Here is a 21,714-nt window from a genome sequence, read left to right as displayed (position 1 = left end):
GCCAGTCTTCCATGCCCGGGCGTGAGATCCTTGAGGAAATGAATGAAGTTCAGGGCCCGACCCCCACAGGCAACTCCCGTCCGTACCGAACCCTCGCGGAGGCGCTCCGCGCGCATCGCATCGCCGAGGAGAACCACGAGTTCATCTCCGCGATCACCGACGCCGTCGGCATCTCCTCCTATATCGACCGCGGTCGCTACATCGAGGCGATCCGCCGCGGCGACGGCGCCCCGCTGCACATCGGCAAGACCTACACCAACGGCTTCACCGAGGACGAGACGATCGTCATCGGCTCGACGCCCCTGCGACTGCAGCCGAGCGAGGGACGCGCACCGTACTTCTACGTGACGCACCCGAGCGAGTTCCGCCCGATCGCGCCTGTCAAGGCGAAGAGAACGACGACCCCTCGTGTCGCGGCTGCGCCGAAGGCCGAGCGCGCGACCAAGACGGAAGAGCGCGACTACGGCGTGTGCGACGTCTGCTTCATGGTGAAGACGCCGGCCGGCGGCTGCGGCTGCGACTGACGTCCTCGTCGGCGCCGCGGTGGTGAGCGCTCAGGTGAAGGCGCTCATCCCCGTGATGTCGCGCCCGAGCAGCAGCGCCTGCACGCTCTCGGTGCCCTCATAGGTGTGGATCGCCTCGATGTCGGCCATGTGCTGCATCACACCGTTCTCGAGCAGGATGCCGTTGCCGCCGAGGAGGTCACGGGCGACGGATGCCACGCGTCGAGCTGCTCGCGTGTTGTGGAACTTCGCCAGCGAGGCCTGCGTGGGGCGAAGCTCACCCGCGGTCTCGAGGTCTGCGAGGCGACGGCAGTACAGCTGCATGGCCGTGAGGTCCTCGAGCATGTGCGTGAGGCGCTCCTGCACCATCTGGAACTTGGCGAGCGGCTTGCCGAACTGGATGCGCTGGGTCGAGTAGGCCAGCGCCGCCTCGTAGCAGGCCGTCGCGTGGCCGAGGGCCGACCACGCGACCCCTGAGCGGGTGGCGTAGAGGACGACCGACGCGTCCTTGAAGCTCTTGGTGCCAGGGAGCACGGAGTCGAGCGGCACCCGGACGTCGTCGAGCACGATGTGAGCCTGGTGGATCGCCCTCAGCGAGGCCTTGCCGCGGATCGGGGTCCCTGTGTATCCGGGGGTGTCCTGTTCGACGAGGAAGCACCGGACCGCACCGTGTTCGGGCGCCGTCTCGTCGTCGACGCGGGCCCACACGAAAGTGATGCCGCCCGAGGCGCCGTTGCCGATCCACTTCTTCGCGCCGCGGATGACCCACTCGTCGCCGTCGCGGCGGGCCACGGTCTCCAGCGATACCGAATCAGACCCGTGGTCGGGCTCGGTGAGGGCGAAGGATCCGAAGACCGAGCCGTCGGCCAGAGCCGTGAGCCACTTCTCCTGCTGAGCGGGGGATCCGAAGAGCGCCAGGGTGCGCAGCGCGAGCCCGCCTTGGACGGCGAGCACGGTGCCGAGCGACCCGTCGCCGCGCGAGATCTCCATGTTCACGAGCCCGGCAGCGAGGGGAGAGAGCCGGGTGAGGGCAGGATGCTCGATGCCATCGACGACGAGATCCATCTCGCCCATTCGGCGCGCGGCCTCGAGTGGATACTCCGCGCGATCCCAGGCGTCCGCCATCTGAGGCCCGACCTCGTCGATGTAGGCCTTGGCGCGATCCCAGGCCGACCGGTCGGCGTCGGGGATGTCGGCGAAGACGGCGTAGTAATCGCTGTCCTGTCGCCCGGTGATGTCGTACGACGAGACGCGCTCGCCGGGCAGGGGAGAGGCTGCGGTGCTCATGGTGACTCCTTCGTGACACCAAGTATCGTACGCTCTGAAACTCGGTTTCACGACTCCGGTGGAGAGAGTCCTGGTTCAGTCGAGTTGAGAGCGCAGGCGCCGGGTGACCTCGGCGATCGGCATCGAGCGAGGGAACACGGCGACGACCACGTCATCCGGAGCCTCGGAGACCGCGTCGGAAGGCACCCCGTAGCGGCGGCGGACGTCGGCGAGCGCCGTCTGCAGCGTCGAGAGCGGCACCTTCTTCTTGCCGCGCAGCAGCTGCCGCAGCACATGGTTGTGCACGGCGGTGACGAGGGCGGAGAACCCGACGGCATCGAGAGGATCGATCCCGGGGAGCGAGCTGCGCAGATAGTCGTCGAACAGCCGCTCGTAGCGGAACACCGTGATGATCTCGCGCTCACGGAGCACCGGCACCTGGCGGACGATCTGATAGCGGCGACGCGCGAGTTCGGGATCGTGCGCGAAGTGGGCGAAGACCGACTCGGATGCCGCGCAGACCGCACGCCAGGGATCGTCATGCCCTTCCGCGAGGAAGGTCCGCAACTGGTCGAGCAGCACCTCATGGTCCGCGAAGACCACATCCTCTTTGCCGCCGAACTGGCGGAAGAAGGTCGAGCGTGAGACGCCTGCGGCCTTCGCGATCTGCTCGACGGAGGTCTGGTCGAAGCCCTGTGACGCGAAGAGCTCGAGTGCAGCGGCCACGACGCCGGTGCGCAGTTCTGCGGATTCGTGCATGGAATGAGCCTAGACCTGTCGATGTCGTCGACGATCATGGGCGGCCGCCGTAGGGCGTGAGGCCGTGGCGACCGGACGGAGGCGTGGCCGTCTATGCCGTCGGACGGACGCCGCTGACGCGGTTCCAGATCTCCACCCGGTGGGTGAAGTCGGCGAGGGCCTCGGATTCCGCGTCGAAGGCGCGGAGCGAACCGGCGATGGGTTGTGCGCGTTCGTCTTGGATCCAGGTCTGGAAACCGTTCCTGCCGAAGGTCAGGACGATGACGTTCGGCTTGCCGCGCGGGTCCTCGAAGAGCGAGTACCCGGCATGGCCGCGTGCGCGGAGGTCGGCGAGCACGGTGTCACGGTTCATGCCAGTCCTCCAGGGACGCTCAGTTCGCGCACGACTCCGAGTCGCAGATAGAACGAGAGCGGTAGGGGCAGCACGAGCTGGGTGGCGCCGCCGGGTTCGCCGAATGCGGGAGCCACCCTGCCGCTGTAGATGGGCTCGTCCCAGCGGTAGTAGCCGATGTCCACGAGATCATCCAGGTCGCGGCGAAGCGCGGCATCGCCGGATCGCTCGTATGCGGCACGGACGTGTACGCAATCGCCGAGGACGATGAACTGGTGGTACGCCGACGGATTCTCGACCCAGGGGAGCGAGCGCTCAGGATACGCAGCGGGCTGCCCGTTCTCGACGAGGTAGACGTAGCGGGTGTTCACGGGGCCGTACATGTCCCAGACCTCCGCGCCGGCCGGCACGGGCTCGCGAGTGAGGGCGCGGCCGTCGGGGCCGATCCAGACCTCGGTCATGCGGAGTCCCCGATCCGGCGCACAGCGGTGGAATCCGCTGCCTTGTGCGACCGTGCCATCCGCAGGAACTGGTCGAGAGCCTCGGCTTCGGAGGAGAAGCGCGACGGGCCGAAGAACCGGTCGCCGCGCTCGTCGGTGTCCCACACGATCCACTCATCGCCGTCGCGATCGATCCATGCCGACCGTTCGCGACGGCCGGTGCGCCCGAACCAGTTCGCGGTGGCGGTGAGCTGTTCGTCCTGGATGATGCGCTGTGCGTCGGCGGCGGTGAGGTTCGTCATGGGATCTCCTTTAGCAGGCCCAGCGCGATGAGCTGCTCGGCGGTGAGCGGAAGCTGCACCTGGGAGCCGCCACCCGGCGAGCCGAATCCGGGCGCGATGTCTCCCTGGTACCCCTGTGAACCGAGGTATTCGGGCTTGAGACCGCCCGCCAGGAGTTCGTCCTTGACGTGCTGAGGGGCGCTGTCGAACGCACCACGCAGATCGGACAGATCGCCGACGACCTCGTAGCGGTGGTAATGCGCGGGATTCTCGACGTAGGGCAGGGAACGCTGGTCGTACGTGTACGGCCCGTCATCCGGCACCGGTGAGGTGTATCGACCGTCGGGGGGACCGTAGCGGTCGAGCACGTCACCGGGCTGCGGCGTGTGCGGCTGTCGGATCGGATTGTCGTTGGCATCCAGCACGTACCCGCCGCCGGGCACCTGGCTCCAGTCGATGCTCCCATCCGGCTGAAGGACCTCAGGCCCCTTGGGGATCTGCACGTCGGGTGGGAGCGTGCCGGTGTCGGCGAAGTCGTCGGCGTACTGCGGGTAGTTGCGCTCGAGATATGTCTGGAGCTGCTCGTCGGTGAGCATGCTCTGGTCGCGCACGCTGGGACCGGGCGAGGCGGGCCCGTCCGGCGTCGTGCCGTCGGGCGGGGTGTGGGGAGGTGTGCCGTTCGGGCTGTGCGGTGCTCCGGGACCGGAGGGAGCGTTTCCGCCGCCCGGACCGCGCGAGAAGAGGTCTCCGAGGCGCTGGAAGAGCGCCTTGAGTTCGTCCAGGTGCTTGGCGAGAGCCGTGACGGCGTCGACGAGCTTGAGCACCGTGCCGGAGATCCGGGCGGTCATCGCCGAGACCCGGCTCGTCGCCTGCGCGATGACGTACGGGGTTGCAGTGCCGAGTGAGATCACCAGCGTGCTCGCATAGGAGATCAGCGAGCCCACGAGCTGCGAGAGCGTGTCGCGCACGAGCTCATGGACGACCTGGACGAGCATGGATGCCGCTTCCATGCCGGTCTTCATGCCGCCCGCCCACGCGCCCGCGGCGGAGATATGAGCGGCGACGTCCGCCTGGAGTCGGAGGTACGCGGCGATCGCCTCGCCCGACATCGAGCTCACGTCGGCGAGTCGGGAATCGAGGGTCTCACCCGCCTGCTGCAGATGCTGGGCGATGTTGCCCCACGTCGCGGCGAATCCGGCGACTTCACCTGCGTCGCCGGTCAGGTCGTTGAGCCAGCCTTTGAGCGGCTCGAGATGGTCCATGAGCCAGCCCAGACCCGCCGCGATCAGCGATCCGAGCGGATCCATCGCCGTCGCGACGGTGTTCGCCAGGGCGGAGAACGATGCGAGGCCTCCGGCCACCCAGTCTCCGCTCTCGATGGCGTTGACGAGCTCATAGCCGTCCTCGAGCAGCCCTGCGCCGCTGAACGGCGTCGTCGGATCGATCGGTCCGGCCACCAGCGGGTTCGGCGGCGTCATCGGACGCCGCCCTCGACCGATGCCATCAGACCGCTGATCGTGTCGAGCTGTCGCTGCTCGCCCTCATCGAAGTCATCGGCGAGACCTTTGAGCTGTTCCTCGGACTGCTCGAGCATGGTCGCCGCGGCGGAGATCGTGCCGATGGCGATCGACGAGACGAGTTGCGCAGGCGGAACCAGGAATGCGCACATCACCCCGAACGCCCCGCCGCCGACGTTCATCGACCCGGCGGCGTTCTCGGCGAGCCTGACATCCGACGCGATCTGGCCGACGCGCTGCGCGTGCCTGCGCACCGTCTCGGTGTCTACCGCGATCAGCTCCGCCATCAGCGGTACTCGATCCGTGGCTGGCCGTCCTGACTCGGGTCGGGGAGCTGAGCGATCTCTTCACGCAGGTGCTCGACGGCTGCGTCGTCCGCGCCGAACGCCTCGGCGGCGATCTCGACGGCCTTCGCGCCGGCCGCGCGCTGCGCATCTCCGGCGAGGGAGACGATCAGAGCGCCCAGCGCTGCGGGGGATCGGTCGTATGCGGCATCCGTGAGCGTGACCTCGGCGAGCCGACCGGAGGAATCCACCGTGACCGCGACATCACGGCCAGGCGACGTCGCCCGCTCACGCACGGCAGCGATGTCGTCGCGCACCTGCTCGGCCTGTGCCGCGCGGCGCTCTGCGTCTCTGACCTGCTGCTCGATGCGGGCCCGTGTGGCGATCGGATCCGACCAGTCGAACGTGTCCGTCATTGTCTCCCCCTGATTCAACGCACAAGAATGCTACCGGACGACATCGGCTCGTCGCCCGCGCTCTGCGGACGTAGGGGCGCTCAGGCGGCGGTAGTAGGCTGGGGGATTGATCGATGTCTCGACATCGAGAGAATTCCAGGCCGCAGCCCAGTGAAGGAAGCACAGTGGATCTGTACGAGTACCAGGCACGAGACGTTTTCGAGAAGTACGGAGTGCCGGTCCTCGCCGGCATCGTCGCCGACACCCCTGAGGAGGTGAAGGCAGCCGCTGAGAAGATCGGCGGCGTCGTCGTCGTCAAGGCCCAGGTCAAGACCGGTGGTCGTGGCAAGGCCGGCGGCGTCAAGGTCGCCAAGACCCCCGACGAGGCGTACGAGGCGGCCAAGGCCATCCTCGGTCTCGACATCAAGGGCCACATCGTCAAGCGCGTCATGGTCGCGCAGGGTGCCCGCATCGCTGAGGAGTTCTACTTCTCCGTGCTGCTCGACCGTGCCAACCGCTCGTACCTGAGCCTCTGCTCGGTCGAGGGCGGCATGGAGATCGAGGAGCTCGCGGTCGAGCGTCCCGAGGCGCTCGCGCGCGTCGAGGTCAACCCGCTGACCGGCATCGACAAGGAGAAGGCCGTCGAGATCGCTCGCGCCGCCAACTTCCCGGAGGACCTCATCGAGAAGGTCTCCGACGTGTTCGTCAAGCTCTTCGACGTCTACAAGGGCGAGGACGCGACTCTCGTCGAGGTCAACCCGCTGGTCCGCACCGAAGAGGGCGACATCATCGCCCTCGACGGCAAGGTCACGCTCGACGACAACGCCTCCGAGATCCGCCACCCCGAGCACGAGGCGCTCGAAGACAAGGACGCAGCGGACCCGCTCGAGGCGAAGGCCAAGAAGAGCGGTCTGAACTACGTCAAGCTCGACGGCGAGGTCGGCATCATCGGCAACGGCGCAGGTCTCGTCATGTCGACGCTCGACGTGGTCGCCTACGCCGGCGAGAACCACAACGGCGTCAAGCCCGCGAACTTCCTCGACATCGGCGGCGGCGCCTCGGCAGAGGTCATGGCCGCAGGCCTCGACGTCATCCTGGGTGACCCGCAGGTCAAGAGCGTGTTCGTCAATGTCTTCGGCGGCATCACGGCGTGCGACGCCGTCGCCAACGGCATCAAGGGCGCACTCGAGACGCTCGGCTCCACGGCGTCCAAGCCGCTGGTCGTGCGCCTCGACGGCAACCGCGTCGACGAGGGTCGTGCGATCCTCGCCGAGTACGCGCACCCGCTCGTCACGCTCGCCAGCACCATGGACGAAGGCGCCGACAAGGCCGCCGAACTCGCCAACGCCTGATCGCAGAGAGACACAAGGACTAGAGAAATGTCGATCTACCTCAACAAGGATTCCAAGGTCATCGTCCAGGGCATCACCGGCGGCGAGGGCACCAAGCACACGGCGCTCATGCTGAAGGCCGGCACCCAGGTCGTCGGCGGCGTGAACGCACGCAAGGCCGGCACCACGGTCGCGCACACCGACAAGGACGGCAACGCCGTCGAGCTCCCCGTCTTCGGCTCGGTCGCCGAGGCCATGAAGGAGACCGGCGCAGATGTGTCGATCGCCTTCGTGCCCGGCGCCTTCACCAAGGACGCGATGATCGAGGCCATCGATGCCGAGATCCCGCTGCTCGTCGTGATCACCGAGGGTGTCCCCGTCGGCGACTCGGCAGAGGCCTGGGCTTACGCCCAGAGCAAGGGCAACACGACTCGCATCATCGGACCGAACTGCCCCGGGATCATCACCCCCGGTGAGGCGCTCGTCGGCATCACGCCGGCGAACATCACCGGAAAGGGACCGATCGGGCTCGTGTCGAAGTCGGGCACCCTGACGTACCAGATGATGTTCGAGCTGCGCGACCTGGGCTTCTCGACGGCCATCGGCATCGGCGGCGACCCCGTCATCGGCACGACGCACATCGACGCGCTCGCCGCGTTCGAGGCCGACCCCGATACCAAGGCGATCGTGATGATCGGTGAGATCGGCGGCGACGCCGAAGAGCGCGCGGCCGACTACATCAAGGCGCACGTCACCAAGCCGGTCGTCGGCTACGTCGCGGGCTTCACGGCTCCCGAGGGCAAGACCATGGGCCACGCCGGCGCGATCGTGTCGGGCTCCGCGGGCACCGCCCAGGCGAAGAAGGAGGCCCTCGAGGCCGCGGGGGTCAAGGTCGGCAAGACGCCGTCCGAGACGGCCGCACTCATGCGTGAGATCGTCGAGTCGCTCTAAGCGCTAGACTGTAGGAGAAGGCCCTGGACTCCACTCCGGGGCCTTCTTCTATGCCCGGACGCTTTCGACACGCCAGGTGCGTAGGGACGACGAAGGACGGATGCCGCAGCATCCGCCCTTCGTGTTGTTCGTCGTCGCTCAGGCGACGCCGAAGAGCGCCTCGATGGGACCTCGGGCGAAGAAGATCACGAAGCCGACGGCGACGATCCACAGCAGCGGGCTGATCTTGCGGGCCTTGCCGGAGAACGCCTGGATGAGCACCCAGCTGACGAAGCCGGCGCCGATTCCGTTGGCGATCGAGTAGGTCAGCGGCATCACGGTCACGGTCAGGAACACGGGCAGCAGCACGTCGAACTCCGTGAGGTCGATGTACTTGATCTGCGCCATCATCATCGCGCCGACGATCACGAGCGCGGCGGCCGCGATCTCGGTCGGGACGATCGAGGTGAGCGGCGTGAGGAACATCGCGAGCAGGAACATGCCACCCGTGATCAGGTTGGCGAATCCGGTGCGCGCACCCTCGCCGATACCCGCTCCGGACTCGATGAACACGGTGCTCGACGACGAGGACGTACCACCACCGACGATCGCGCCGACACCTTCGACGACCAGCGCCGACTTGATGCGCGGGAAGTCGCCGTTCTCGTTCGCGAGGTCGGCCTCCTTGGCGAGACCGGTCATGGTGCCCATGGCGTCGAAGAAGTTCGAGAAGACGAGGGTGAAGACGATCATCACGATCGCGACGAGGCTCACCTTGCTGAAGTCGAAGCTGAAGTCGACCGCGCCGACCAGGCTCAGGTCGGGCAGACCGAACGGCGATCCCGTGAGAGTCGGAACCGTGAGCCCCCAGCCGCCCGCGTTGTCGTCGGATGCGGCTCCGAGATGCCAGATCGCCTCGACGATCACCGCGAGGACGGTGCCGGTGACGAGGCCGATGAGCAGCCCGCCCTTGACCTTGCGCGCGACCAGGATGCCGGTGACGATGAGCGTGACGATGAACAGCACGGTGGGCACGGTCGCGACCGATCCGCCGACGCCGAGACCGACCGGCGGAGAAGCGCTGCCGGTCGCGGTGACGAAGCCGGAGTTCACGAACCCGATGAAGGCGATGAACAGGCCGATTCCGACCGTGATCGCGATCTTCAGCTGGAACGGAACCGCGTCGAAGATCATCTTGCGCAGGCCGGTCGCCGCGAGAAGCACGATGACGAGACCGTTGATCATCACGAGAGCCATCGCCTCGGGCCAGGTGACCTGACCGACGACCGAGAAGGCCACGAAGGCGTTGATGCCGAGGCCGGCGGCGAAGCCGAACGGCAGGCGGGTGATGAGACCGAACAGGATCGTCATGATGCCGGCGGTCAACGCGGTGGCGGCGCCGACGGCGCTGAAATCGAGCGTGTCGCCGGCGACGTCGGCCGAGCCGGACAGGATGATCGGGTTGAGGATCACGATGTAGGCCATCGTGACGAAGGTCACCAGGCCCCCTCGGATCTCGGTGCCGATCGTGGATCCGCGCTTGCTGATCTCGAAGAAGCGGTCGAGGGCGTTCTTGGGTTGGGCCTCTGAGCGGGTGGGGGACGGGGCAGTTGTCATCGGGAAACCTCCGCTGGAGACGATATCGTGTCGCCCGAGTCGCGCGCGCCCACAGGCGACGACAGGGTTCTCGTCGTAGTCTCGATTCGATATGCAACGCCTCCTCGTCGCGCTCCTCGCCGCCTTCGATGCCGCAATCGCTGCGGCGGTCGGTCTCGTGGTCCTGCTGGCGCCGCTCACCCTGCTCTGGACGCTCTCGTTCGGCGTCACGGCCGACTGGGGAGCGCTCTGGCCGCTCACCGGCACCCTGTGGCAGTTCGGCCACGGCGTGCCGCTGAGCATCGACGTATCGACCGAGGTGCTCCGCACGACGGGCATCGCACCGGCGGCCGCCGCCTTCACGCTCTCGGTGACACCGCTCGCGTTCCTGATCTTCACGCTGCTCTTCGCAGCCCGCTCCGGCACCCGCGCCGCGCGCGCGGGGGCCTGGCTCCTCGGCTCGCTCTCCGGCTCCCTCACGTTCGCGGCGATCGCGACCGGAGTCGCACTGACCGCCCATCTCGGAGCCGTCGAGACGCCCGTCGTCGAGGCGATCCTGCTTCCGACAGCCGTCTATCTCGTGGGCGCCGTGTGCGGTGCCGTCCGCATCGCCTGGGAGGACGGTGACGGCGGCTTCCTCGACCGGATCCACGACGTCGTCGACTCGTGGGGCGATTGGGGGCCGGTTCCGAGTGCGGCCGTGCGCGGAGCGGCCTTCGCCGTCGTGGGGACCACTGCAGTCTCCGCAGTTGCTGTCGCCGTGCTCACGGCGGCACGAGGCGGCGAGATGGTGGCTCTCTTCCAGGCGGCGCGGGTCGATGCGCTCGGCGCCGGAGTCATCACTCTCGGGCATCTCGCGTATCTGCCCACCATCATCGTCTGGGCGGCCTCCTGGCTCGCCGGACCCGGATTCGCCGTGGGGGTCGGCACAGCGGTGTCCCCGGCGGGCACCCAGCTCGGCGTGGTCCCCGGAATCCCCGTGCTCGGGCTGCTTCCCGAGAGCACGTCGATCTGGATGCTCATCGTCATCATCCTCCCGATCGGTGCCGGTGCCTTCGCCGGATGGGCGGTCCGGTCCCGCCTCGTCTGGGAGGGCACGCCGCTCGGTCTCGCCCCGCGTGCGACGATCGCCCTCGGAATCGGCGTGCTGACCGCCGCTGTCGCCGCGATCGCCGCCCTGTTCGCCGGAGGGTCGATGGGTCCGGGGCGGCTCTCCGAAGCCGGCCCTGCCCCGCTGCCGTTCGCTCTCGCGCTGGGAGGAGAGGTCCTGCTCGGCGCAGCGATCCTGCTCCTGTCGCCCCGCAATCGCGATGAGCTCGCGGAAGAGCGCACCGACCGCTGGGTCGCCGAGATGACGGCATCCGATGCGGTGTCGAACGCACGCACGGATCCCAGCGACGGAACGGTCGGCTGGCCGGACGGACCGTCGACCTACGACACGGCGCCGCTGGATGACGCGGGCGGATTCCGGCTCCCGCGGCGCGATCCGCGCGATCCCGTCGGCTGACATGCGGCTCGGGGCCTCCCATCGGCCCCGGTAGACTGGGCGCGTGCTCACGGTCGCCGTTCTCATCTCGGGCACCGGCTCGAACCTTCGCGCCCTCCTCGAGGCTGCTCGCCACCCCGATTTCCCTGCGCGGGTGGTGGTCGTCGGCGCCGACCGCGAAGCCGACGGCCTGGCCCACGCCGAGGAGTTCGGCATCCCGAGCTTCACGGTTCCGTGGCACGAGCACGAATCGCGCGAAGCCTGGGGCGAGGAGCTCGGCCGCCAGCTCGCCGTCTGGAACGCAGATCTCGTCGTGCTCAGCGGCCTGATGCGTCTGCTTCCTGCCGCCCTCGTCGCCGACCTCTCGCCACGACTGATCAACACGCATCCCGCATACCTGCCCGAGTTCCCCGGCGCACACGGAGTGCGCGACGCGCTCGCCGCGGGCGTCTCGGAGACCGGCGCGAGCGTGATCGTCGTCGACGACGGCGTCGACACCGGCCCGATCCTCGCGCAGGAGCGCGTGCCGGTCGTCGCCGGTGACACCGAGCACAGCCTCCACGAGCGCATCAAGCCCGTCGAGCGCCGACTTCTCATCGACGTGGTGCGCCGCATCGCGACCGGTGAGCTCTCGCTGACCTCAGCATCCTGAACCGATCCACGCACGCCCCCCTCGCACGAAGGAGCCCATCATGGCCGGCCCCCGCCACGACCACTCGCTGTACCGCGATCGCGACACCGTCCCGGTTCGCCGCGCACTCGTCTCGGTGAGCGACAAGTCCGGTCTGCTCGATCTCGCCGCCTCTCTCGCCGGCGCGGGCGTGCAGATCGTCTCGACCGGCTCGACGGCCTCCACGATCCGCGAGGCGGGCTTCGAGGTCACCGACGTCGCCGCCGTCACGGGAGTCGCCGAGATGCTCGACGGCCGCGTGAAGACGCTGCACCCGAAGATCCACGGCGGTCTGCTCGCGGACCTGCGCCTCGAGGATCACGAACGTCAGCTCGCGGATCTCGACATCGCACCGTTCGAGCTCGTCGTCGTGAACCTGTATCCCTTCGTCGAGACGGTCGCCTCCGGTGCTGAGGGCGACGACGTGGTCGAGCAGATCGACATCGGCGGCCCCGCTATGGTGCGCGCCGCGGCCAAGAACCACGCGAACGTCGCGATCGTCGTCTCGCCGCAGTCGTACCCGGGCATCATCAGCGCCATCGAGAACGGCGGCACCACGCTGACGCAGCGCCGCGAGCTCGCGGCCCGCGCCTTCGCCCACACCGCCGCCTACGACACCGCGGTGGCCTCATGGTTCGCGGAGGGCACGCTCGGCGAGGGCGAGGACCTGCCGACGCACCTCACGATCCAGGCCGAGCTGCTGGCGACGCTGCGCTACGGCGAGAACTCGCACCAGCGCGGCGCGATCTACACCCGTGTCGGCGGCCACGGCATCGCCCAGGCGACGCAGCTGCAGGGCAAGGAGATGTCGTACAACAACTACGTCGACGCGGATGCCGCGCTGCGCGCCGCCTACGACATGGTGAAGCCGGCCGTCGCGATCATCAAGCACGCGAACCCGTGCGGCATCGCCACGACCGCCCCGAACGCCCTCGACCCGATCGCGAGCGCGCACATCCGCGCCCACGAGTGCGACCCGGTGTCGGCCTACGGGGGAGTGATCGCCGCGAACGGCACCGTCACCCTCAAGATGGCCGAGAATCTGAAGGACATCTTCACCGAGGTCATCGTCGCGCCGTCGTTCGAACCCGCAGCCCTCGAGGTGTTCAAGGCGAAGAAGAACCTGCGTCTGCTGCAGCTGCCGGAGGACTGGCAGCAGGAGCGCATGGATGTGCGCCTCGTCTCGGGCGGACTTCTGCTGCAGGATGCCGATCGCTTCCCCGACGACATCGTCTCGGTCGCCAAGAACTGGGAGCTCGTCTCGGGCGAGCGCCCCAGCGACGAGGAGATGGAGAACCTCATCTTCGCGTGGAAGGCGTGCCGCGCCGTCAAGTCGAACGCGATCGTGCTCGCGAAGGACAACGCCACGGTCGGCGTCGGCATGGGGCAGGTCAACCGTGTCGACTCGTGCCGCCTCGCGGTCGAGCGAGCCGGTGATCGTGCAGCCGGTTCTGTCGCTGCCTCCGATGCCTTCTTCCCGTTCGCCGACGGTGCGCAGGTGCTCATCGATGCGGGCGTCACCGCGATCGTGCAGCCCGGTGGCTCGGTGCGCGATGAAGAGGTCGTCGACGCCGCACGCAAGGCCGGCGTCACGATGTTCTTCACCGGGGAGCGTCACTTCTTCCACTGAGTGCGGCGGCCCTGAGGCCCAGGCACATCCGAGACCCCTCGCGCCGATGCAGGTGCGAGGGGTCTCGTCGTCGGATGATGCGGCCGATCCCGATGTCCACCGTGATGTCCGATTTCCGCCAGTCGATGTCAGAGGGCGGTGGCAGAGTGGAGGCATGAGCTTCCCCGTGACCGACTTCGATGAGCGATACCGTGCGATCAGCGCGCGCGACACCCGCTTCGACGGGCAGTTCGTGACCGCCGTGCGCTCTACCGGGATCTACTGCCGTCCGAGCTGCCCCGCGCGCACGCCCAAGCCGCAGAACGTCACCTTCTATCCCACCAGCGCAGCGGCGCACGAGGCGGGCTTTCGGGCGTGCAAGCGCTGTCTGCCCGAAGCTGCCCCGGGCTCGCCTGCGTGGGACCTGCGCAGTGACGTCGCGGCGCGGGCGATGCGTCTCATCGCCTCGGGCGTCGTCGAGCGCGAGGGAGTGTCGGGCCTCGCCGTGCGTCTCGGCTATTCGACACGGCACCTGACCCGACTGCTCTCGACCGAGCTGGGGGCAGGTCCGCTCGCCCTCGCGCGGGCGCATCGCGCGCACACGGCGCGCATGCTGCTGGTGGGCACGGACATGCAGATCTCGGATGTGGCTTTCTCGGCCGGTTTCGCGAGCATTCGGCAGTGCAACGACACGATCCGCGAGGTGTTCACTCTGACTCCGGGCGAGCTCAGGGCTCGACGGAAGACCCCGGCGTCCGCTGCTCCCGGTGCGATCGACCTCGTCCTCCCGTACCGCGGGCCGCTCGATGCGTCCGGAATCTTCCAGTGGATGGCTGCGCGTGCGGTATCGGGGGTCGAAGAGGCCGCGACCACATCTTTCTCTCGGCACCTGCGTATGGCGGGCGGGCCCGCGTGGTTCGAAGTGCATCAGGACTCGACGCAGCGACTGCACCTTCGGGCGCGCGTCGCTCAGCTCGGCGACCTCGCTCCGCTGGTGTCGACCGTGCGACGGATCTTCGACCTCGACGCCGACCCTCTCGCGGTCGACGAGGCGCTGAGCGCCCACCCCGAGATCGCTCCGCTGGTCGCGCGCACTCCGGGCATCCGCGTGCCGGGCTCGGCGGATCCGCACGAGATGCTGATCCGTGCCATGGTCGGTCAGCAGATCACCGTCGTCGCCGCGCGCACTGCCCTCACCGCGCTCGCCGACGCGCTGGGGGAGCGCACGGAGCAGGGGCTGCTCTTCCCGACGATGGCGGCGATCGCCGAGCACGGGGCCTCGGTGCTGCGCGGACCGGCCGCCCGCATCAGGGCGATCGTCGGCGCAGCCACGGCCCTCGCCGACGGCAGCCTCGCTCTCACGGTCGGCGACGACGGAGTCGAGCAGCGCGCTGCCCTGCTCGCGATGCCCGGCATCGGCCCCTGGACGGCCGACTACGTGCGGATGCGGGTGCTGGGCGACCCCGACGTGCTGCTCCCCGGCGACGTCGCACTTCGTGCGGGGGCCGCCGCGTCCGGACTGCCGGCGGATCCGCTGCCGCTGGTCGCGTGGGCCGAGCGGGCTGCCCCGTGGCGCAGTTATCTCAGTGCTCACCTCTGGCGAGCAGCGCCCGCACGTCCGGTTCGACGGCCGAGCGCGAGACAGACCACCGCCCTTGTGAAGGAGACCTCATGAACGCCATCATCCAGACCGTCGAGACGCTCGACGGACCGTTCACCATCCTCGCCGACGACCGTCAGCGGGTGCTCGCCTCTGGATGGACGGCCGACCAGGCGACGATCCTCGCACGGCTCGCCGTCCCGGTGCGGCCGACGGAGGTGCGCGAGGGCGAGACGGATGCGGCTGCCGCTGCGCTCTCGTTCTATGCCGGGGACCTCTCGGCGATCGACGCGGTCGCCGTGAAGCAGACGGGCACGGCGCTCCAGCTCACCGGATGGTCGGCGCTGAGGTCGATCGAGCCGGGGGAGCCGCTGACCTACACCTCGTTCGCAGCGCGGCTCGGCAACCCCCGTGCGGTGCGCGCCGCGGCATCGATCTGCGCCCGCAACGCCCCCGCGCTGTTCGTGCCCTGCCACCGTGTGCTGCGATCGGATGGCACCCTCGGCGGGTTCGCCTGGGGTCTCGACGTCAAGGCGAGCCTGCTGGAGCGAGAAGCCGCGCGGGCATGAATCGGGAATCTCTCTTGTGCTCAGCTTGTTCACAGGAATAGGCTGGTGGGCTGTCGCACCGACCGGGACGACATAGCCGAGCCCCTGAGGAGGACACCATGACATCGATCGCCGCTGTGCAGATCGCCGCTCTCGGCTCGACCCCGGTGCGCCCGCTCCGCTAGAGCCACTTTCCGACACGCACGACCACCGGATGCCGGACTCCGAGAGTCCTTCGCTGCGTCTGCCGCCTTCAGCAACCGCTTCCCCATACGAAACTCGTCTGAGAGACATGTCTTCCTCGCCTTCATCGCAGAACGCCTCCCCTTCCTCCTCCCTTTCCACACCGGCCGCACTGTGGCGCCTGAAGCCTTTCGTCAAGCCCGTCATCTGGCGGCTCGCGGGAGGCGCCGCGAGCGCGCTCGTCGCCGCGATCATCGCACTGATGATTCCGATCGTCCTCGAGCAGATCATCCGCGGTCCTGTGCGGACGGGCGCGATCGATGCGATCGCCTGGGGTGCGCTCGCGGTCTTCGGCCTCGCGCTGGGTGAGGCGCTCATGGTCTGGCTGCGCCGCCAGTTCGTGCTCAACCCCGCAACACAGGTCGAGTACAAGATGCGCACCGAGCTCTACTCGCGCCTGCAGACGCTGCCGGTCTCCTTCCATGACCGCTGGCAGTCGGGGCAGCTGCTGAGCCGGATGATGCAGGACATCGGCCTGATCCGCCGGTGGCTGGCCTTCGGCCTCGTCCTGCTGGTGGTCAACGTCCTGACCATCATCATCGGATCCGTGCTCCTGTTCCGCTGGCACTGGCTGCTGGGAGTGATCTTCATCGTCACCGCCATTCCGCTCTGGATCCGCGGCTACCTCTTCGAGAAGCGTTACGGCGCGCTCACTCGCCGCAGCCAGGACCAGGCCGGCGACCTCGCCACCAGCGTCGAGGAGAGCGTGCACGGCATCCGCGTGCTCAAGGCGTTCGGTCGGGGCAAGCACGCTCTGAGCCGCTTCAGCCGCCAGGCCGAGACGCTGCGTGAGACCGAGATGAGCAAGGCCGGCGCGATCGCGTCGATCTGGTTCTGGCTCGATCTCATGCCGCAGATCGCGTTCGGGCTGAGCTTGATGTCCGGCATCTGGCTGATCTCGCAGGGACAGATCGACGAGGCTCAGCTGTTCGCGTTCTTCGCCATGGCCGTCGTGCTGCGCTGGCCGATCGAATCGATCGGGTTCCTGTTCTCGTTCATGCTCGACGCCCGCACGGCGACCGATCGCGTGTTCGACATCTACTCCGAGACGAACAGCATCACCGACCCCGAGAACCCCGTGCACATCGCGGAACCCCGTGGCGAGCTCGCATTCGACAAGGCGCACTTCCGGTACCAGGACGCGGGCGCGAACGAGCGCGATCTGCTCGACGGCATCGATCTCGTGCTGCGCCCGGGCGAGACCATGGCGCTCGTGGGGCTGACCGGCAGCGGCAAGACCACCCTGACCACCCTGCCCACGCGCCTCTACGACGTCACCGGCGGGCGCGTGACGCTCGACGGCGTCGACGTGCGCGACCTGCCGCTCGCCGAGCTGCGTCAGCACATCGCGATGGCGTTCGAGGACGCCACGCTGTTCTCGGCCACCGTGCGCGAGAACGTCCTGCTCGGACGGGCCGATCTCGACGTGCACAGCGACGAGGCCGAACGAGTGCTGCGCGAAGCGCTCGACGTGGCACAGGCCTCTTTCGTGGACTCGCTCCCCGAGGGGGTCGAAACCGTCATCGGCGAGGAAGGGTTGAGCCTGTCCGGCGGACAGCGTCAGCGTCTCGCACTGGCCAGGGCGGTCGCCGCCAAGCCGAAGGTGCTCGTGCTCGATGACCCGTTGTCGGCGCTCGACGTCGACACCGAGGCTCTCGTCGAAGAGGCGCTGCGGCACGTGCTGGCCGATACGACCGCCATGATCGTGGCGCACAGGCCCTCGACCGTGGCTCTGGCCGACCGGGTCGCGCTGCTCGAATCGGGCCGAGTCACCGCCGTCGGGACGCACAGCGAGCTGCTGAAGACGAGTCGTCACTACCGCCACGTCATCTCCAGCCTCGAGGCTGAGGAGGCGGCGCGCACCGGCGCGATCCCGATCATCCGCGATGAGGAAGACGAGATCGACGCCGTCGTGCAGGACGGGATCCGCCAGGACGCCGCCGACGAAGACATCATCACCGAGAAGGAGGTGCAGCGATGAGCTCCGCGATCACCGGAACCCAGGACGAAGACCGCTCCAGCTACACCAAGGAGGAGAGCCGGGCCATCCGTCGCCGGTCGCTCCGACTGCTGGGATCGCTCGTGCGTCCGCTGAAGCCGCAGATCACTCTGGCGGCCATCGTTCTCGTCATCTCGACGGCGCTCCAGGTCGCGGGACCGATCCTCATCAGCATCGGTCTCGACCGTGCCCTGCCCGCTGTGCTCGAGCGCGCCGATTGGATGCCGACCTTCATGATCGGCGGGATCTACCTTCTCGCCGGCGCCGTCGCGGCGGCGATGATCGCCTGGTACGTGATCATCGCGGCCAAGCTCACGCAGGCAGTGCTGCTCGACCTCCGCAAGCGGATCTTCCTGCACACCCAGCGCCTCAGCCTGGAATTCCATGAGTCCTACACGTCCGGTCGCATCATCTCGCGTCAGACGAGCGACCTCGACTCGATCAAGGAGCTGCTCGACGGCGGGCTGAACGAGCTCGTCTCCGGCGTGCTGTTCGGCCTGTTCACCTTCATCGCGCTGTGCGTGTGGGACTGGCAGTCCGGGCTCATCCTCGCGATCGGCGGCGTACCCCTGTTCTTCCTGATGCGCTGGTTCTACTCGCGTTCGCAGCTCGTCTATCGTGAGTCGCGCGTCATCAGCGCGAAGGTCATCGTGCAGTTCGTCGAGACCATGACCGGCATCCGTGCCGTCAAGGCCTTCCGCAAGGAGCCTCGCAACGACGTGACCTTCCAGAAGATCGCCGGCGACTACCGGGACGTCAACCGACGCTCGATGCTGCTGTTCGGCACGTTCGAGCCCGGCCTGATGGGCGTCGCGGCGCTCGTGCTCGGAATCGTCGTGCTGTGGGGCGGCATCAGGGTCTCGAACGAGACCCTCACCGTCGGCGTGCTGCTGTCGGCCGTGCTGTACGTGCGCAACTTCTTCGCGCCGATGCAGGAGATCGCGATGTTCCTGAACTCCTACCAGTCCGCCACCGCGGCCCTGGAGAAGGTGTCCGGAGTGCTCGAAGAGGTGCCGACGGTTCCGGATCCCGAGAAGCCGGTCGACCTGTGGGAGTCGCGCGGACACGTGCGGTTCGACGAGGTCACGTTCGGATACAACGGCGAGAAGACCATCCTGCCGAACTTCTCGCTCGACATCCCTGCCGGGCAGACGATCGCGCTGGTGGGTACCACGGGCGCGGGCAAGTCCACTCTGGCGAAGCTGATCTCCCGGTTCTACGACCCGTCGATCGGCACGGTCACGCTCGATGGAGTCGACCTGCGCAGCCTGCATCCGAAGGACCTGCGTCGCGCCATCGTGATGGTCACGCAGGAGGCCTACCTGTTCAGCGGCACGGTCGCCGACAACATCGCTCTCGGAAAGCCCGATGCCTCGCTGGATGAGATCCGTGCGGCTGCCCGCGCGGTCGGGGCAGACGAGTTCATCTCGTCGCTGCCCGACGGATACGGCACCGATGTCAACAAGCGGGGTGGCCGGGTGTCGGCGGGGCAGCGTCAGCTGATCTCGTTCGCGCGGGCATTCCTCGCGGACCCTGCGGTGCTGATCCTCGACGAGGCGACCGCGTCGCTCGACATCCCCTCGGAACGTCTGATCCAGGATGCGCTGCAGACGCTTCTCAAGGACCGCACGGCGATCATCATCGCGCACCGGCTGTCGACGGTCGCGATCGCCGACCGGGTGCTCGTGATGGAGCACGGCAAGATCATCGAGGACGACACCCCGGAGACCCTCATCAGCGGCACGGGCAAGTTCGCTCAGTTGCACGCCGCCTGGCAGCAGACGCTGGTGTGACCGTCGCCTGAGCGAGCGCGACTGCTGTCGCCCTCCGCGTCTTCTGCGGCCAGGGCGCACTTCTGCGGCCACGACGAGAAGTCGTGGCCGCAGAAGGTCACTGTGGCCGCACGAACCGTTGGCCATCATCGGCGCTGACGGGGTGGAAGATGCAGCCCCCGCGCGATCGCGGCCTGCAGAGTGCGCTCGACGTCTTCCCACCCGTGCACGATCTGCGCATAGGACAGGCGCAACACGGTGTACCCGCGCAGGCGCAGCTCGGCATCATGGGCGACATCGGATCCCCGCTGCGCCGACGAGGAGTGATGTGCGTATCCGTCGATCTGCACGACCAGGTGTGAGCCGATCACGATGTCGACCCGGCGACCCGCGAGCCGGACCTGCTGGCGCAGGGGCACACCCCAACCACTGAGCCGTACGACCACCATCGTCTCCAGGCCGGAGTCCGACAGTCCGATGACCTCCTCGGCCAGTGCGCGCGACCGCGGCTCACGCCATTCCACCAGTCGAAGAGCTTCGACGTCGAGCCGCTCGATGCGGACGGCCGACTCCCAGATCACCCGTGCGTCCTCGTGGAGGCAGCAGCCGGCGATGTGCGCCAAAGCGTCTTCGACGGACGCCGTGAGTCGCCGCGGGCCGCAGTCGACGAGCGGCGCGCCCCAATGCAGGGTCGCGTCATCTCGGTGGCGGTGCGCATTGGGCCCGACCTGCAGGTGCAGACCCCCCGGCGCTCGATCCGGCACCCACCACCCGCGACGACGTGCGAGCGACACGCAGGTCAGCCGCGCGGATGCCGCGGCAGCCGCCACCAGGTCGTCGGGAGCCGATGCCAGGGCCACCCACTGAGCGCGCAGGCGGCGCACTGCTCCGGAGCGGATCGCCCCACGAACCTGTCTCGGGGCGAAGCCGTGTTCGGCAGCGTCCGATCGGTGGGCGATGCCGCCTCGCGCAGTGAGCCATTCCCTCAGGTCCATCGCCTCAGGATGCCGCCCCGCCCACCTCCTCGAAAGCCGGCTACCCGCATCCTGAGGAGAACCGACTGCCGAAGCGGGATGTGGAGGGGCAGTCACGCCCTCCACTTCGGCGGCTCGGGTGAGCTTCTGCGGCCGTGAGCTTCGGCCCTGGCCGCAGAAGGTGACCAAAGCCGCAGATGTGGGGAGGGGGAGGGAGACACGAGGGAGGAGGGGAGGGGGGAGAGGGACAGGAGGAGGGGGACAGGAGGAGGGGAGGAGGGGGACAGGAGAGGGGAAAGGGGGAGAGGGGGGAAGGGACACGAGCCTTGGCTCTGGGTACCATCGAGGTATGGATCCGCTGCTGCTCGCCGTCGAGTTGTGGTGGATCGCGCCCGCCGCAGCCGGGGGTGTCGCAGCCGGCGCGGTCGGGCTGCGTCGCCGCAGCATCAAGAGCGGACGCCGACTCGAGTACGACGCGGCTCGGCATGATCTCAAAGCCGCCAGGCAGACGGCGGTCGAGAGGCGGATGGCCGTCAAGCTGGCGCGCGCCGACGTCGCCCGCATCTCGGCCGAACGCAGCGCGCGGCGTGCGACCCCGGAGCAGGTCGCGGGTGCCAAGCGGATGCTGCGGGCGAAGGAGAACGACGCCAAAGCCGCGTCCGCCGACGTCCGCGCCAAGCAGGTGCGCCTGAACGCCGCCCGTGCGGCGATCCCGACGGCATCCGCACCACGCCCCCTGGAGAGGCTTCAGGCGCAGCACGAGGCGATCGTCGCGCGCTGGATGAGCTACGAGACCGATCCGGGGCTGCAGATCGCCTACCCGGAGATGACCGACGTCCGACAGCCGGCGACTGCGGCGTATCTGCGCGCGGCAGCGCACGCGGTCGAGATGCGCCGCGCCGCCACCGGGAGGGTCAGCGCGGCGGACTTCGCCGCGTACCGCGACGCCGTCGCCGATCTCGAGCGGGCCTTCGAAGCGGCCGAGCATGCCGCTCGGGTGCACGCGGGAGAGGCGTCCTCGGCATCGTCCACCTGGCAGGATGCCGCGCAGGATGTGATCAGTCGGTCGGCCGAGGCGATCGACCGTGCCGCCGGCGCCGCCGCATCGGCGTTCGCCGCGTGGAACGAACGCAAACGCCCGGACAAGCGCTGAGCGCCGCCTCCGCAGGGCGAAGACGGC

Annotated in this window: 21 protein-coding genes; 11 read left to right on the top strand and 10 right to left on the bottom strand. The window is 68.4% G+C overall.

Features of this window, described 5'->3' with window-relative positions; genetic code table 11:
* Positions 1–38: 38 nt before the first annotated feature.
* Positions 39–524 carry a hypothetical protein gene (locus QRN21_RS14870; protein WP_285364895.1) on the top strand — a complete coding sequence of 162 codons (486 nt, stop codon included), beginning with the start codon at positions 39–41 and terminating at the stop codon, positions 522–524.
* Between the two features lie 30 nt (positions 525–554).
* Here QRN21_RS14870 and QRN21_RS14865 read toward each other — a convergent pair whose 3' ends face one another.
* From QRN21_RS14865 to QRN21_RS14830, 8 genes are all read right to left on the bottom strand, one after another.
* Positions 555–1,790 (bottom strand): acyl-CoA dehydrogenase family protein, encoded by a 1,236-nt coding sequence (locus QRN21_RS14865; RefSeq protein ID WP_072590866.1) that lies wholly within the window; start codon positions 1,788–1,790, stop codon positions 555–557.
* Between the two features lie 75 nt (positions 1,791–1,865).
* The gene (locus tag QRN21_RS14860; protein WP_053098999.1) at positions 1,866–2,528 is read right to left on the bottom strand and encodes a TetR/AcrR family transcriptional regulator; all 663 of its coding nucleotides are present in this window, start codon (positions 2,526–2,528) and stop codon (positions 1,866–1,868) included.
* A 91-nt stretch (positions 2,529–2,619) separates the two neighbouring features.
* A complete protein-coding gene (locus QRN21_RS14855) occupies positions 2,620–2,880 on the bottom strand; it encodes a hypothetical protein (protein WP_053099000.1) in 261 nt (86 codons plus the stop codon).
* On the bottom strand, positions 2,877–3,320 hold the full coding sequence (locus QRN21_RS14850) for a hypothetical protein (protein ID WP_285364891.1): 444 nt from the start codon (positions 3,318–3,320) through the stop codon (positions 2,877–2,879). Before QRN21_RS14850 ends, QRN21_RS14855 begins: the two co-directional genes overlap by 4 nt.
* Complete coding sequence (locus QRN21_RS14845; RefSeq protein ID WP_056277343.1) at positions 3,317–3,601, bottom strand: hypothetical protein; 285 nt, start codon at positions 3,599–3,601, stop codon at positions 3,317–3,319. The genes QRN21_RS14850 and QRN21_RS14845 overlap by 4 nt, the downstream gene beginning before the upstream one ends.
* On the bottom strand, positions 3,598–5,058 hold the full coding sequence (locus tag QRN21_RS14840) for a glycohydrolase toxin TNT-related protein (protein WP_285364889.1): 1,461 nt from the start codon (positions 5,056–5,058) through the stop codon (positions 3,598–3,600). Before QRN21_RS14840 ends, QRN21_RS14845 begins: the two co-directional genes overlap by 4 nt.
* Positions 5,055–5,384 carry a type VII secretion target gene (locus tag QRN21_RS14835; RefSeq protein ID WP_285364887.1) on the bottom strand — a complete coding sequence of 110 codons (330 nt, stop codon included), beginning with the start codon at positions 5,382–5,384 and terminating at the stop codon, positions 5,055–5,057. Before QRN21_RS14835 ends, QRN21_RS14840 begins: the two co-directional genes overlap by 4 nt.
* A complete protein-coding gene (locus tag QRN21_RS14830) occupies positions 5,384–5,797 on the bottom strand; it encodes a YbaB/EbfC family nucleoid-associated protein (protein ID WP_056277348.1) in 414 nt (137 codons plus the stop codon). Before QRN21_RS14830 ends, QRN21_RS14835 begins: the two co-directional genes overlap by 1 nt.
* Before the next feature lie 164 nt (positions 5,798–5,961).
* Here QRN21_RS14830 and sucC point away from each other — a divergent pair, with 164 nt between their 5' ends.
* Positions 5,962–7,128 carry an ADP-forming succinate--CoA ligase subunit beta gene (sucC, locus tag QRN21_RS14825; protein WP_053099006.1) on the top strand — a complete coding sequence of 389 codons (1,167 nt, stop codon included), beginning with the start codon at positions 5,962–5,964 and terminating at the stop codon, positions 7,126–7,128.
* 27 nt (positions 7,129–7,155) lie between these two features.
* A complete protein-coding gene (gene sucD / locus QRN21_RS14820; RefSeq protein ID WP_285364884.1) occupies positions 7,156–8,058 on the top strand; it encodes a succinate--CoA ligase subunit alpha in 903 nt (300 codons plus the stop codon).
* Between the two features lie 138 nt (positions 8,059–8,196).
* Here the strand turns inward: sucD and QRN21_RS14815 are convergent, their stop codons facing one another.
* The gene (locus QRN21_RS14815) at positions 8,197–9,654 is read right to left on the bottom strand and encodes an NCS2 family permease (protein WP_053099008.1); all 1,458 of its coding nucleotides are present in this window, start codon (positions 9,652–9,654) and stop codon (positions 8,197–8,199) included.
* 91 nt (positions 9,655–9,745) lie between these two features.
* Between QRN21_RS14815 and QRN21_RS14810 the strand changes: the two genes are divergently transcribed.
* The 7 genes from QRN21_RS14810 to QRN21_RS14780 all read left to right on the top strand — a co-directional run bounded on the left by QRN21_RS14810 (position 9,746) and on the right by QRN21_RS14780 (position 19,581).
* Complete coding sequence (locus QRN21_RS14810; RefSeq protein WP_285364883.1) at positions 9,746–11,140, top strand: cell division protein PerM; 1,395 nt, start codon at positions 9,746–9,748, stop codon at positions 11,138–11,140.
* A 43-nt stretch (positions 11,141–11,183) separates the two neighbouring features.
* Positions 11,184–11,771, top strand: a complete 588-nt coding sequence (gene purN, locus QRN21_RS14805; RefSeq protein ID WP_056277354.1) for a phosphoribosylglycinamide formyltransferase — start codon at positions 11,184–11,186, stop codon at positions 11,769–11,771.
* Positions 11,772–11,811: 40 nt separating this feature from the next.
* A complete protein-coding gene (gene purH / locus QRN21_RS14800; RefSeq protein WP_285364880.1) occupies positions 11,812–13,419 on the top strand; it encodes a bifunctional phosphoribosylaminoimidazolecarboxamide formyltransferase/IMP cyclohydrolase in 1,608 nt (535 codons plus the stop codon).
* 154 nt (positions 13,420–13,573) lie between these two features.
* Positions 13,574–15,073: a DNA-3-methyladenine glycosylase 2 family protein gene (locus QRN21_RS14795; RefSeq protein ID WP_056277357.1), complete on the top strand. Its 1,500-nt coding sequence runs from the start codon at positions 13,574–13,576 to the stop codon at positions 15,071–15,073.
* Complete coding sequence (locus QRN21_RS14790) at positions 15,070–15,567, top strand: methylated-DNA--[protein]-cysteine S-methyltransferase (RefSeq protein WP_056277359.1); 498 nt, start codon at positions 15,070–15,072, stop codon at positions 15,565–15,567. Before QRN21_RS14795 ends, QRN21_RS14790 begins: the two co-directional genes overlap by 4 nt.
* A 271-nt stretch (positions 15,568–15,838) precedes the next feature.
* On the top strand, positions 15,839–17,770 hold the full coding sequence (locus tag QRN21_RS14785) for an ABC transporter ATP-binding protein (protein ID WP_053099014.1): 1,932 nt from the start codon (positions 15,839–15,841) through the stop codon (positions 17,768–17,770).
* Positions 17,767–19,581, top strand: a complete 1,815-nt coding sequence (locus QRN21_RS14780; RefSeq protein ID WP_053099015.1) for an ABC transporter ATP-binding protein — start codon at positions 17,767–17,769, stop codon at positions 19,579–19,581. Before QRN21_RS14785 ends, QRN21_RS14780 begins: the two co-directional genes overlap by 4 nt.
* Before the next feature lie 125 nt (positions 19,582–19,706).
* Here the strand turns inward: QRN21_RS14780 and QRN21_RS14775 are convergent, their stop codons facing one another.
* Positions 19,707–20,555, bottom strand: a complete 849-nt coding sequence (locus QRN21_RS14775; RefSeq protein ID WP_285364875.1) for an endonuclease domain-containing protein — start codon at positions 20,553–20,555, stop codon at positions 19,707–19,709.
* A 328-nt stretch (positions 20,556–20,883) separates the two neighbouring features.
* On the opposite strand from QRN21_RS14775, the gene QRN21_RS14770 reads away from it, so the two are divergent.
* Positions 20,884–21,687: a hypothetical protein gene (locus tag QRN21_RS14770; RefSeq protein WP_285364873.1), complete on the top strand. Its 804-nt coding sequence runs from the start codon at positions 20,884–20,886 to the stop codon at positions 21,685–21,687.
* Positions 21,688–21,714 lie beyond the last annotated feature (27 nt).

Source organism: Microbacterium sp. LMC-P-041 (assembly GCF_030209555.1).
Classification (GTDB): domain Bacteria; phylum Actinomycetota; class Actinomycetes; order Actinomycetales; family Microbacteriaceae; genus Microbacterium.
Note: the sequence above shows the minus strand (reverse complement) of the source record. Positions and strands in the feature narration are given on the sequence as shown.